This window comes from Streptomyces sp. NPDC049837 (assembly GCF_040674455.1).
GTDB lineage: Bacteria > Actinomycetota > Actinomycetes > Streptomycetales > Streptomycetaceae > Streptomyces.
This window is the reverse complement of record NZ_JBFAMP010000020.1, coordinates 1-12,640: the sequence shown is the minus strand read 5'-3', so window position 1 is coordinate 12,640 and position 12,640 is coordinate 1. Positions and strand designations below refer to the sequence as shown.

Here is a 12,640-nt window from a genome sequence, read left to right as displayed (position 1 = left end):
GGGCCGGCCCTTTAACGGAATGATCATCTTCACCCACCGACAACTCTGCGTCACCGTGTTGGCGTTTCCATTGATCGTCAGCATTGGTGATCCGGCTCCACTGTGCGCGAAAATAGGCCCATAGCTTCTCAGTTGCTACTCCAAACACTCGTGGCGAGTATTCGCCAATCCTTTCCGTGACTCCGGAATATGCGCAGAAGTTATGCGTGCGACCCCTGCGACACAAATCCCGTCACAGAGGTTTCGCGTCCTGAGCGTGGAGAGGGAGTGTCATGCAGATGAGCACGACTCTGTGGCTGCTTGTCGCCTGTGCGTCCGCGTGCACGGTCATGTCAGCCCTGGCTGGACCGGCGATGTTGCGGCCCTGGAAGGTCGACGCCGTGGAGCTGAAGGCGCGTCAGGAGTTTGTGCGCGTACTCAGCGAGACCAGCCGGCCCGCCTTTTCCTCGTCGCAGCCCGAGAGCAGGCCGGCGGCGGCGAGGACCGCCCCGGCGCGCCTCGATGACGAGTGAGTACGGCTGACCCGGAGCGCTGAGACCTCCGCGCCCGGGTACGGGGAGCGCCGCTGTCTACTCGGGGGCCGGACCCGCTCGGGTCGGTTCCTCCGGTGTGGGTCTGGGCGGTGGCGGGGTGGGGGCGCTGCGGTGGCGGGGGGCGGTTTGGCGGGGCGGGCGCGTCAGGGTGATCTGGCGGACCAACTGCTGGAAGCAGGCCAGTGCGGCGATCGAGGGCAGGGCGGCCGCCGCGGCGTCGGAGAGCGTCCTGGGGGCCTGGGAGACGCACAGCAGCATGGCGATCGTCGAGAAGAGCAGGACGACGAACCAGGAGTGGGCCGCGCGGCGGCGGTGGAGGGCCGCTCGGAGGATGGAGAGCGAGGCGACCATCCAGGGGCCGTAGACCAGCAGGGGCCACCACTGGACGACGGCGTCGGAGGTGCGGGGTTCGGCGATGTGGCGCAGGGGGTCGTAGGTGACCATGCCGCCGTAGAGGCTGACCATCGAGACAATGGCCGCGGCGATGGCGGCGGTGAGGACGCTGCACGTCTGCAGCAGGCTCAGGACGCGCTTGTTGGCCGCCGTGCGGCGGTGGCTCGCTATGGGAGGCCGTACGGGGGGCAGTTCGGCGGTGATCTGTTCCAGTCCGGCCATCGGGCCGCCACCGCCGGCGGTGTGGATGTCGGTGGCGTCCGTCATCAGGGGCGGGATGCCGCCGTGCTGGTGGGGGATGGTGCCCTGGAGCATGCTGGCCAGCTCCTCCGCCGGGTCCCAGGAGGGGAACAGCGGCTCGACGTGCGGGACGTCGACGGGGGGCTTGACGTGGCGGCCGTGGGACTCATACATGGCGGGGCTGCCCCGGCTGTTCACCGCCGTGTGCAGCGAAGGGGCCGCGGGCCCGCGACGCCAGCCGGTGGAACTCTGTCTGGATTCTGTTCATCGTCAACAGGAAGTCCTCCAGGACCGCGGAGGTGTACTCCAGGGGGATGCAATGACGTTCATCGTGCAAAGTGGCGTGTTTCCCCAGGGGCAAAGCGGCAAATCGGGGCGTGAATGTCCACTTTCCCGCCCGGATGGTCGCGGCGAGGCCGTTGGGAAACGATCCAGGTACCTGTTCTGTAGTCACGTTCGCCCTAACGCCGTGGATCTTGAGCCCGATGCGCGGCAATAGGGTGACTTCAGCAGGTCATTTGGGTGTATCCGCGGGCCTTTTATCGCTCCTGTGGCGTGTATAAGACACGGCAGTAACCAAGCGGGCGACCGCTCGTATCCGGCCGGGGATCATTTCTTTGGAAGGGCGAGAAATGAGATTGAAAGGAATTCTCCTTCGCCGGACGCCCGGCGGAAGTGCGCCGGACCTTCGCCGGACCTTCGCCGGACGGGGGGCGCGGGTCCCGCGCGGGTGAGAATGGGGCGGGCACCGCTTGGCGAGGAGGAGCATGCAGGGGGAGACGGCGCGTGGAGGCGCCCTTCGGGGTGCCGCTGTGTGGCGGGTGGTCGTGCCGTGGGGAGCCGTGGCCCTCGTCGCGGGCGGGCTGGGCGCGTGGGCGTACCGCAGGGCGGGGGGCGAGCCGGCCGACCTGGTGCGCGACCTGGCGGTCGGTTGGGCGTTCGCCGTGTCCGGGCTGGTGGCGTGGGTGCGGCGCCCGGCCAACCGCACCGGGCGGCTGCTGCTCGCCGAGGGGCTCACCTGGTTCCTGGGCAACCTCCAGGGCTTCCCGGTGCCGGTGCTCTTCGCGGCCGGGGCCTGGGGCGAGGCGCTCAATCTGGCCGTCCTCGCCCACCTGCTGCTGGTGTTCCCCGACGGGCGCGCCGCCACCGCGCACGAGCGCCGGCTGATCGTCGCGGGGTACGCGCTGGTGGCCGTCGGGGGGCTCGTACGGGCCATGCTGTACGACCCGGCGGCGGACGCCTCGACCAGTTACCTGTCGTGCGCGGACTGCGGTCCGAACGCCCTGCTCGTCCTCCACTCCCCCGAGGCCTTCGACGCGGTGGACCTCGCCTACCGCTGGGCCGGTGTGGTCCTGACCGTGCTGGTCGCCCTGACCCTGGTCCGGCGGTGGCGCACGGGCAGCCCCGCGCGGCGCAGGGTCCTGCTGCCCGCCTGGGTCGCCGTCGGGCTGACCTTCACGTTCGTGGCCTGGGAGGTGCTGTACCTGCTGAACCCGGAGGCCCTCGGCGCGGCCGACGCCGTCATGACCGCCCTGTCGGACGCCAGTCAGGTGGCCGTGCCGGTCGTGTTCCTGGTGAGCCTGCTGAGGATGCGTCTGCGGCGGGCGTCGGTGGGCGACCTGGTGACGAGCGCGGGCCGTGCGCCCACCCAGGCCGACATGCAGAAGATGCTGCGCAGGACGCTGGGCGATCCGTCCCTGGTGCTGGGCGTACGGGCGGAGGACGGCGGTTACACCGATCCGGACGGCCGTCCCGTGCGCCTGCCCGCGCCGGGCGCGGGAGGCGAGGACGAGGGCAGGGACGTCACGCGGGTGGCGGTGGGCGAGGACGAGGGCGCCGATGCCGTCCTGGAGCACGACCGGGCGCTCGGGGAGGACCCGGACCTGCTCGACGCGGCCGGTGCGGTCGTCCGGCTCTGGTCACGGGACTTGCGGCCGCGCGCGGGGCTCAGTCCCCGGCGTATTCTCCAAGCCGCCTATGACGAGCGGAAGAAACTGGAGAGGGACCTGCACGACGGTGCTCAGACCCGGATGCTGTACACCCTGATGACGCTGCGCCGGCTCGACGCCGGGCTCGCGCAGGGCGCCGATCCGGCGCTGCGGCGGACCGTCGCCGAGGCGGAGGAGAGCTTGCGCCAGGCGCTGGAGGAGCTGCGGGACCTGGCCCGGGGCATCCACCCGGCGGTCCTCGGCCGCGCGGGACTTGGCCCGGCCCTGACGGCGCTCGCCGAGCAGTGCCCGGTGCCGGTCACGGTCGACGCCGAACCCGGCCGCTGGGCGCCGCTCGTGGAGACCACCGCGTACTTCCTGGTGTGCGAGGCCATGGCCAACGCCGTCAAGCACGCGGCCGCGCGGCGCATCCGGGTGGGCGTGCGGCGCAGCGGTGCGCGGCTCGTGGTGGAGGTGGCGGACGACGGCGTCGGCGGCGTACGGATGCCGTCCGACGACCAGCCGTCGCACGGCACCGGTCTGTCGGGGCTGGCCGACCGGGTGGCCGCGGTGGGCGGCACGCTGGCGGTGGACAGCCCGCGCGGGGAAGGCACCCGGATCCGGGCGGAGCTGCCGTGCGCGTGATCGTGGCCGAGGACGCCCCCCTGTTGCGGCAGGGGCTGGTCCGCCTGCTGGAGGACTGCGGCGTGGAGGTGGTGGGGCAGACCGGTGACGCGGAAGACGTGCTGACGCTGGTGGCCCGGGAGCAGCCGGACGCGGTGCTCCTCGACATCCGTATGCCGCCGACCCACACCGACGAAGGCGTACGGGCCGCCGGGGCGGTCCTGGCACGGCACCCCGGCACCGGTGTGCTGCTGCTGTCCCAGTACGTCGAGACGAGCGCGGCCGTCGAGGTCCTGGCGCGCGAGCCCCGGGGTTTCGGGTACCTCCTCAAGGAGCGGGTGGCCGACGCGGACGAGCTGTACGACGCCCTGAAACGGGTGGCCGCCGGGGAGTCCGCCATCGACCCGGAGATCGTCGCCCGGCTGCTGGCGCGCCGGCGCGCCGACAGCCTGCTGGACGGGCTGACCGCGCGCGAGCGCCAGGTGCTCGCCCTGATGGCGGAGGGCCGCTCGAACGAGGCGATCAGCGGACGGCTGGGCGTCAGCGCGAAGACGCTGGAGACCCACATCCGCAGCGTGTTCACCAAGCTGCGCCTGGAACCGGGCCTGATGGACAACCGCAGGGTTCTCGCCGTGCTCACCTACCTCCGGGCATGAGGACCGGCTCCCGCCCTCGGCAGGCGGAAGCCGGTCACATCCAGCAGGACAACTCCCCCGTTTTCCCCCGCTTTCCCCCGTGTCCTGCCCCGTACGGCCCACAGTAGGGAGCCGGAGGGCGGCCCGCATCGGGGCTGACCCTGAGTTCCCGGGCCGGAGTGCGTCAGGGCCGGCGTCGGCCGTCGCGTCCCGACGGTAGGACCGGGCGGGGCGCGGGGCATCGGGGCAGCCCCTGAGAACGCATCGCGCCACGGCGCGTGGACAGCCGGAAGGCGGGGTCGAGCGTCCGCTGCCGGGCACGGCGGTATTTCATTGGAGGATGACTACAGCGAAACGGGGCGGGGACGGCGGGCGCGTCCTGGTCGTCGGTGGCTACGGCGCCGTCGGCGCGACGGTGACCGCGACGCTCGGCGACTGGTTCCCCGGCCGGGTGGTGGTCGCGGGGCGCGACCCGGACAGGGCGCGGCGGCTCGGCGGGGTGCGGGTGGACCTCACCGACCCGGGCGGCTTCAGGCGGACGCTGGAGGAACTGGGCGACGTGGCGGCGGTGGTGCTGTGCGCCGAGCCGCCCGACGCCGGCGTGGCGCGGGTGTGCCTGGGCAGCGGTGTCCACCTCGTCGACATCTCCGCGACGCCCCGGCTGCTCGACGACGTGGCGGACCTGCACGGCCTCGCGGCCGGTTCGGGCGCCACCGCCGTGCTGAGCGTCGGTGTCGCGCCCGGCCTGACCAACCTCCTCGCCCGCCGGGCGCACGAGGCCGTCGGCGGCGCCGAGCACGTCGACCTCACGGTCCTCCTGGGGACCGGCGACCGGCACGGCGGCGACGCGGTCCGCTGGACGGTCGAGGGGCTGGCCCGGGCCCCGGAGGCCGGGCCGGCGAGGACGGGCCTGCCCGGGTACGGCACGCGCACCGCGCACTGGTTCCCGTTCTCCGACCAGCACACCCTGCCCCGCACCCTCGGCGTCGCCGGGGTGACGACCCGTCTGTGCCTGGACTCCCGGCCGCTCACCGCCATGCTGTTCGGGTCGCGGCGCGCCGGGCTGCTGCGGGGCGTCCACCGGCCCGCGGTGCGGCGGGCGTTGACGGCCGCCTTCGGGCGGGTCCACGTGGGGGACGACGGGTTCGCCGTGCGGGCCGACGCGCGGCGCGGGGTCCGGCATGCGGTGTTCGCGCTCACCGGACGGGCGCAGAGCCGGGTCACCGGGCTGGTCACGGCCCACGTCGCCCGGGAGTTGCTGACCGGCGGCCCGCCGCCGGGGGTCCACCACATCGAGCAACTCCCCGCCCTGGCCTCGCTCCCCGAGGCGCTGGCGGAGCACGGTGTCGCCCTGTGGCGTCCAAGTGACCGGGCACGCGAGGGGGCCGGCCGGGCTTTGTGCTAGGTGGCCGTGGGCCAGGAGCGCAGCAGGGTGGCGATGCGGGCGGCGGTGCAGGTGGGGGCGAGGAGGAGGTCGCGCAGGGCGATGGCGTCGTCGCGGGTGGGTTTGACGGGGATGCCGGCGGCCTCCAGGTACATGACGCCCGTGGCGGCGGCGACGGCGAGGTTGGAGCGTTCCAGCCAGCGGCAGCGGCCCAGGGTGTGGACGAGGGCGGCCGCTTTGGCGTAGGGGCCGTCGTAGACCGGCTGCTCGAACAGCTCGGCCCGGTGGCGCGCGACCGCGGCGACGGGGACGCCGTAGTCGTCAGGGGCGGGGTCGTCGACCCCTGCCGCCTCGGCGACTTGCAGGATCCAGGGGACGTCGATGTGCAGGTCCATCAGGCGGCGTGCGCTCCCGGGCGCGGCTGCTGGGCATCCTCGGCCGCGCGCTGGGCGTCCTCGGCCTCGTCGAAGACGTCCCGGTGCTCGGCGAGGAAGCGGGAGGCCGCCTCGACGGCGCGGGCGCGCAGGCCGCTGGCGTCGTCCTGGACGAGGCGGGCGAGGTAGTCCCCGATGCTCAGTCCGAGGTCCGCGGCGCGCTTCTTGGCGAGCTCCGCGACGTCCTGGTCGACTCGTGCTCCGAGCTGTGTCTTGGCCATACCCTCATGGTAACAGGTGTTACCATGAGGCCGTGACGAGGAAGACGCTCCGGCCCCATCAGAAGGAAGCCGTCGACGCGGTGCTGCGGGCCTTCGAGTCACCCGCGCCGCTCGTGCCGGAGCGGGGGCTGCGTACGCAGGTGATCATGGCGACCGGGTCGGGCAAGACCCTCGTCGCCGTGCGGTGCGCGGAGGAGCTTCGGGCGGGCCGGGTGCTGGTCCTGGTGCCGTCGCTGGACCTGCTCGCCCAGACGGAGGCCGCCTGGCGCGAGGGCGGGCGCCCGGGGCCGGTGATCGGGGTCTCCTCGCTGCGCGGCGAGGACGTGCCCTTCCCGAACACCACGAGCGCCGAGGAGCTGGTGGAGTGGACGCGGTACCTGGACGGGTACACCGTGTTCGCCACGTACGCCTCGCTCGGCCTCGGGACGCTGGAGCGGGCGCACCGGGCCGGCCTCGCCGGCTGGGACCTCATCGTGGTGGACGAGGCGCACCGGACCTCGGGCCGGATCGGCAAGCCGTGGGCGGTCGTGCACGACAACACCCGCATCCCCTCGCTGCGGCGCCTCTACATGACCGCGACACCCCGGCTCTGGCAGCTCGGTGAGGAGGAGGGCCAGGAGCCGGGCGTGCCGGGTGAGCTGGTGGCGAGCATGGAGGACGACCCCGACGGGCCGTTCGGCGCCCGCGCTTACACGCTCACGCTGTCGGAGGCGATCGACCGGGGCATCTGCGCGCCGTACCAGGTGGTGTGCGTGGACGTGGCCGACACGCGGTTCCAGGCCGCCGTGCTGCTGGGCGCGGAGGGGCGTACGGACGCGGTGCGCGGGGCGCGGCTGGCGGCCCTCCAGACGGCGCTGGTGAAGGCGTCGGCCGAGGAGGGGTTCCACCGCACGCTGGTGTTCCACCACATGGTGAAGGAGGCGGAGGCGTTCGCGGCGGGCCTGCCGGACGTCGCCGCCAAGCTGTGGGCCGACGACCCGGAGCGGTACCCGAGGACGATCCGGGTCGACTGGCTGTGCGGCGAGCACAAGCCGCTGCACCGCAAGCGCGTGCTCGCCGAGTTCGCCGAGGGCGTCGCGGCGGACGGCACGGCGGTGGAGAAGAGCTTCCTGGGGTCCGTGCGGGTGCTCGGGGAGGGCGTCGACACCCGCAACTGCGACTCGGTGTACTGGGCGGACGTACGCGGTTCGATGCCGGACCTGGTGCAGGCGGTGGGGCGGGCGCTGCGGATGCGGCCGGGCGAGGGCAAGACGGCCGCGCTGGTGGTGCCCGTACTGCTCGGGCCGGGCGAGACGCCGGACAACATGCTCACCTCGCGCGCGTACGGCGGGCTGGCGAAGTTGCTGGAGGCCCTCCGCGCCCACGACGCCCGCATCGTGGAGCAGCTCGCCGAGCGGCAGGCCCCCAGCCGCTCCCCCAAGGGCCGGGAGACGGGCGCCGAGGGCGAGGAGGAGCACGGGCCGTGGGCGGGCGTCAGCGCGCCCGCCAGGCGGTTGCTGAAGTTCTCCACGCCGCGCGACCCGGCCGCCCTGGCCGCGTTCATCAACCTGCGCGTCCTCAACCCCGAGCGCAGGCACTGGCGGCGCGGCATCGAGGCCGCCCACCTCTACCGCCGGCTGCACGGTGACTTGCGCGTGCCGTTCACCTACCGGGTGCCCACCGGGGAGGGGGCGGAGGTGGAGGGGTGGCCCAGCTCCCTCGCGGGGTTCCCGCTGGGGCAGTGGATCGCCGACGCACGGCGCTCCCACGCCCGGGGCGGCCTCGACGACGAGCGGGTGGCGGCGCTGGAGCGGCTGGACATGGTGTGGTCGCACCACGACGTGGCCTGGGAGGAGGGGCTGGCCGCGGCCCGCGCGTGGGCGGCGGAGAAGGGTCACCTGCTGGCGCCGCTGGACGCCACCTACCAGGGGGCGCCGGTCGGCATCTGGCTGAAGAACGCGCGGGCCGCCGCCCGCAGGGCCATGGAGAACGAGCAGCGGCTGGCCGCGGGGCTGCCGCCGCTGCGGACCAGGGCCACGGTGCTGTCCGCCGAGCGGCGCGAACAACTGGAGGACATCGACCCGTCGTGGTGCCCCGCCTGGCCGGTCACCTGGCAGCGGTGCTTCCACCTGACCTGGAAGCACCTGGAAGCGGGCGGCACGCTCCCCACCCGGCCGGGCGAGGCCGTCCGGCAGGGCGAGGACCTCGGGCGGTGGGTCACGGCGCAGCGGCTCGGCTGGGACGGGCTGAGCACGGTGCAGCAGTGGATGTGCGAGCAGGTCCTCGGCATCGAACCGGCCGCCGAGGACGAGAAGCCCCCGCCGCGCCGCTCCCAGGCCGACAAGTGGGCGGTCAACTTCGCGGCGGCGACCCGGTTCTACGAGCGTGAGGGGCACCTGCGCGTACCCCGCAAACACGTGGAGACGGTCACCGTGGAGGACGACGGGGGCGGCGTCCGGGAACACCACGTCAAACTCGGCTCCTGGGTGAGCAACCAGCGGACCCGGGCCGCGACCCTGTCACCGGAGCGGGTGGAACGGCTGTCCGCGATCGGGATGCGGTGGGCGTAGGGACGGTGTGCGGTGCCGGACCGCTCGGCACCTAGTCGTGCGACCGGCCCGGCAGGGTCTGGTGGATCGTCAGGTCGCCGTTGACGACGGCGTTGACGGTGGCGTGGTCGTGCGCCCTGTTGTGCTGCTGCGCGGCTGGGGCCGGACGGGGCGGGGGCGGGGGCAAGGCGGCGATGGCGGACCGGAGTTCGTCGGCGGCGCCGGGGTGTTCCTCCAGCAGGTCCTGGAGGCGCAGTCGCCAGGCGCGGCGGGCCTCGGCCAGGTCGCGGGCGTTGGCGGGTTCCTGGGCGATGTGCCGCAGGGCGTCCAGGCGCCGGGCCGCCGCTTCGGTGCGGTGGGCGTCGCCGCGGCCCAGCAGCAGGGCGAAGCGGTCCCGGGCGGACTGCCAGAGGTCGGTGGAGGCGGCGTTGACCAGGGCCGCCGAGCCGGCCGCGGCGAGGGTTGTGAGCCAGTCGGGGTTCACGAGCGTGCCTCCTCGGTCAGGGGCCTTCGCGCCGCGCGGTCCAGGGGCCGGAGGCGTCGTAGCAGTCGGTCTCATAGGTGCCGCGCATGGTGTCGCCGTCCACGCTCCCGCTGAACGTGATCTTCCGCGCGCTGTTCACGGTGCCGAAGGTGATGCGATCGCCCTCGAGCGTGCCGCTGAGGGGCCCGCTGAGGGAGCAGGGCACCCCTTCGACCGTCAGGTCTCCGCTGATGCGGTTCCCGTCCTGGGTCAGGGTGGCCGTGAACCCGCCGACGCCGAAACCCGTGGACCACTCCCCCCTCCACCGGCCGTCCAGGGTGGCGGTTTCGGACCGCGTCGGTGCGGACGGTGCCGGTGCGCCGCCGGACGGTGGCGCGGACGGGGTGACGGCCAGTCCGAAGTTCCCGTAGCGGGCGGTGACGGGGGGCCGGCCGGCGGACCCTTCGGTGGTGAGGTGGACGAGCCTGCCCCGGTCGTCGATACGTGCCGTGAAGTCCACGGCGGAGGTGCCGGCAGGAGGCGGCGCGGAGGTGGCCGCGACCGGCCGGGCCGAGCCGGGGCCCGACCGCGCGACCGCGGGCTCGGCGGCGGCGGCCAGCGTTCCGGTGAACGCGCAGCCGTCGCGCCGGGCACCCGTCACCGACCGCAGCTCCCGCGCCGGGCCCGCCGGGTCGACGGCGTCGGTGAAGGCGCCGTCGGCCCGTACCCACCGGGGGTCCGCGCCGGACGGCGCCGCCGTACCGGTGGGCAGCACGACCTTGCCCCGGTCGATCGTGCCGGTCGTGACCGGGCCGCCCGTGAGCCCCTGCCGGAACCAGGCCGTACGGGCGTGCGGGTCCGCCGCTCCGGTGACCTGGTGCCGGCCGCGGGTGACGTCGTAGCGGAAGCTCGTCAGCTCCACGCGCCGGGCGGCCTCCGCCAGGACCGCGGCGGGCGAGCGCCCTTCGGCGGCCGTGTCGCACGACGTCTGGTTCGCGATACGGGGCAGGAGGACGCTCGCGGTGGTGACCACGACCGCCACGACCGAGACCACGACGGCCACGACGGGCCCACTGACGCCGGCGGCACCACCGAGGCCGAGCGCCTTGGTGACGGCGCCGCCGGCCTTGGCGAGTCCGGTCGCGGCGCCCGTCGTCGACGCTCCGGCAGCGGAGCCGGCAGCGGAGCCGGCGGTCGACGCCGAGCCGGTGGTCTGCGCGGCCGCGGTGGACGCGTGGACCGGGTCGGCGAGCGGCGCCTGCGGCAGCGCGCCCTCACCGGCCTGGTTCACGGCGTCGGTGGCGAGACGGTCGGCGGCGGCGAGGCCGCCGCCCGTGGACGCCGCGATCGTGGTGACCGTGATGCCGGCCGCCTTGCCGCGACTCATCCGGGGCCGTGGGGCGAGGCCCAGCACGACCTGGTAGTAAATGTTGCCGTTCTGCACGGCGTTGACGGTGCCGTGGCCCGTCGCCGTGACGTTCTGGGTCGTGGCGCCGTCCGGCGGTGGCAGGAGCGACTGCACGGAGTCGGCGAACCGGCGGGCCTCCTCCGCCCGGTCGGGGTCGTCGGCGAGGTACGCCTCGATCTTCTCGCGCCATCCCGGCAGCGATTGCGTGAGGTACTCCGTCAGGGCCTCGCCCTCGTGACGCGCCGCGTCGGCCGCCCAGGCGTCGATCCGCTCGTTCACCCGGGGGTCGTCCTCCGGGAGGAGGCCGAGCACCCGGTCCCGGGCCTGCGGCCAGGCCGGTGTCCCGATCGCCGCGGCGAGGTGCTCGGCCGCGTCCTCCGCCGGATCGGCGGACCTGCCGTATGCCCCGTCGCCCCGCGTGCCTTCGGCCATGCCGCCGCCTCCCCCGATGCCGCACGCTGCGTTGGCGCGAAGCTAGCAGCCGCCGAGAGGAACGTGAACGGCTTCGGAGGGCCCCCGCCCGACGGCTCGTGGCGCGGGAGCGCGTGGGGGGCGCGCACGGGCGTAAAAGCCGCCCCCTTGGACGGGTGGCTCAGGAATCCAGCGGGTTGGTGAGGATCCGGCCGGCGATGTCGTTGCGCAGCGCGGCCGCCGGTGAGCTGTCCGGCTTGCGCGCCGCCTGATCGCGGAAGCAGGCGAGGAACTCCTCGGCGATGCCGAGGCGGGGGTGGCGCCCGAGGACCTCGGCCGTGAACGCGGCGGGGAAGTCGTCCATGTGACGGCCCGAGATGTCCAGGCTCGTGGAGCGCTCCAGCAGGTGGCCTTCGGGGTCCCGGTGCACGTCGACGTCGTCCAGCATGTGCGCGACGATGACCTCCGCCAACTGTCGGCGGCGGGCCACCGGCCAGCCCGCCCCGGCGGCGAACACCCAGGCGACGTGCCCACCGGCCTGTTCGAAGCCGACAGTGTGGCTGTCGAACTCCGGCATCAGCGCGATGTCGTGGAGCATCGCCGCCACGTACAGCAGCTCCGGGTCGTAGGGGATGCCGTGCGCCGTGCCGTGGGCCGCCGCCCATATGTACGCGCGCACGCAGTGGTTCAGGATCGCGGGTGAGCAGTACGCGGTGGCCACTTCCAGGGCGGCGGCGCAGGCGGGGGTGTCGGGCGTCTTCAGGTCGTCGAGGTTCGGTTCGTCGAAGTCCATGCCGGCGAGTCTGTCCTGCCGGCGGGGCCGGTGACCAGCGCGTCGAGTGGCGTACGGGAACGGTTCTCCGACCCCGGGCGGGGCTAGGGCAGGGCGGAGAGGGAGCGTACGTTGCTCCGTACCCACTCCGTGATGGCGCGCGTGGGGGTGCCGGGGGTGAACAGGGCGGCCACGCCGAGGTCCAGGAGTTGCGGGATGTCCGTGTCGGGGATGATCCCTCCGCCGAACACCGTGATGTCCCGGGCGTCCTGCTCCGCGAGGACCGACAGGACCTCGGCGAAGAGGGTCATGTGGGCGCCGGAGAGTACGGACAGGCCGATGCCGTCGGCGTCCTCCTGGACGGCCGTGTCGACGATCTGCCGTGGCGTCTGGTGCAGGCCGGTGTAGATGACTTCGACCCCCGCGTCGCGCAGGGCGCGGGCGATGACCTTGGCTCCTCGGTCGTGGCCGTCGAGCCCTGGCTTGGCGATCACCACGCGGAGCGGTGGGAGGGTGTCTGACGGCATGGTTCGTCCTCGTGTTTCAGTAGGTGTCGCTGGGGGTGTGGACTCCCCACACCTCGCGCAGGGCGTTGCAGACCTCGCCGACGGTGGCCCGCGCCTTGAGGGCGTCCTTCATGGGGTAGAGGACGTTGTCGGTGCCTTC

Annotated in this window: 12 protein-coding genes; 5 read left to right on the top strand and 7 right to left on the bottom strand. The window is 73.7% G+C overall.

What is annotated here, in order from left to right:
* The first annotated feature begins 278 nt into the window (after positions 1 to 278).
* Entirely contained in the window at positions 279 to 512 is a 234-nt protein-coding gene (locus AB0J57_RS33680) for a hypothetical protein (RefSeq protein WP_366132203.1), read from the top strand.
* 57 nt (positions 513 to 569) lie between these two features.
* On the opposite strand, the gene AB0J57_RS33675 is transcribed toward AB0J57_RS33680, so the two are convergent.
* Positions 570 to 1,340 (bottom strand): DUF2637 domain-containing protein, encoded by a 771-nt coding sequence (locus tag AB0J57_RS33675; RefSeq protein WP_366132202.1) that lies wholly within the window; start codon positions 1,338 to 1,340, stop codon positions 570 to 572.
* A 668-nt stretch (positions 1,341 to 2,008) separates the two neighbouring features.
* Here AB0J57_RS33675 and AB0J57_RS33670 point away from each other — a divergent pair.
* The 3 genes from AB0J57_RS33670 to AB0J57_RS33660 all read left to right on the top strand — a co-directional run bounded on the left by AB0J57_RS33670 (position 2,009) and on the right by AB0J57_RS33660 (position 5,758).
* A complete protein-coding gene (locus tag AB0J57_RS33670; protein ID WP_366132201.1) occupies positions 2,009 to 3,739 on the top strand; it encodes a sensor histidine kinase in 1,731 nt (576 codons plus the stop codon).
* The gene (locus AB0J57_RS33665; RefSeq protein ID WP_366132252.1) at positions 3,736 to 4,374 is read left to right on the top strand and encodes a response regulator transcription factor; all 639 of its coding nucleotides are present in this window, start codon (positions 3,736 to 3,738) and stop codon (positions 4,372 to 4,374) included. The genes AB0J57_RS33670 and AB0J57_RS33665 overlap by 4 nt, the downstream gene beginning before the upstream one ends.
* Before the next feature lie 319 nt (positions 4,375 to 4,693).
* Complete coding sequence (locus AB0J57_RS33660) at positions 4,694 to 5,758, top strand: saccharopine dehydrogenase NADP-binding domain-containing protein (RefSeq protein WP_366132200.1); 1,065 nt, start codon at positions 4,694 to 4,696, stop codon at positions 5,756 to 5,758.
* Here AB0J57_RS33660 and AB0J57_RS33655 read toward each other — a convergent pair.
* Complete coding sequence (locus AB0J57_RS33655) at positions 5,755 to 6,132, bottom strand: fic family toxin-antitoxin system, toxin component (RefSeq protein WP_366132199.1); 378 nt, start codon at positions 6,130 to 6,132, stop codon at positions 5,755 to 5,757. The genes AB0J57_RS33660 and AB0J57_RS33655 overlap by 4 nt on opposite strands.
* Positions 6,132 to 6,392, bottom strand: a complete 261-nt coding sequence (locus tag AB0J57_RS33650) for a hypothetical protein (protein WP_366132198.1) — start codon at positions 6,390 to 6,392, stop codon at positions 6,132 to 6,134. The genes AB0J57_RS33655 and AB0J57_RS33650 overlap by 1 nt, the downstream gene beginning before the upstream one ends.
* 32 nt (positions 6,393 to 6,424) lie before the next feature.
* Between AB0J57_RS33650 and AB0J57_RS33645 the strand changes: the two genes are divergently transcribed.
* The gene (locus AB0J57_RS33645; protein ID WP_366132197.1) at positions 6,425 to 8,941 is read left to right on the top strand and encodes a Helicase associated domain protein; all 2,517 of its coding nucleotides are present in this window, start codon (positions 6,425 to 6,427) and stop codon (positions 8,939 to 8,941) included.
* 31 nt (positions 8,942 to 8,972) lie between these two features.
* Here the strand turns inward: AB0J57_RS33645 and AB0J57_RS33640 are convergent, their stop codons facing one another.
* The 4 genes from AB0J57_RS33640 to AB0J57_RS33625 form a co-directional block, all read right to left on the bottom strand.
* A complete protein-coding gene (locus tag AB0J57_RS33640; protein WP_366132196.1) occupies positions 8,973 to 9,404 on the bottom strand; it encodes a hypothetical protein in 432 nt (143 codons plus the stop codon).
* Between the two features lie 16 nt (positions 9,405 to 9,420).
* On the bottom strand, positions 9,421 to 11,223 hold the full coding sequence (locus tag AB0J57_RS33635; protein WP_366132195.1) for a hypothetical protein: 1,803 nt from the start codon (positions 11,221 to 11,223) through the stop codon (positions 9,421 to 9,423).
* A 160-nt stretch (positions 11,224 to 11,383) separates the two neighbouring features.
* On the bottom strand, positions 11,384 to 11,995 hold the full coding sequence (locus AB0J57_RS33630) for an HD domain-containing protein (protein ID WP_366132194.1): 612 nt from the start codon (positions 11,993 to 11,995) through the stop codon (positions 11,384 to 11,386).
* Between the two features lie 83 nt (positions 11,996 to 12,078).
* Positions 12,079 to 12,501: a cobalamin B12-binding domain-containing protein gene (locus AB0J57_RS33625; protein ID WP_366132193.1), complete on the bottom strand. Its 423-nt coding sequence runs from the start codon at positions 12,499 to 12,501 to the stop codon at positions 12,079 to 12,081.
* Positions 12,502 to 12,640: the final 139 nt, after the last annotated feature.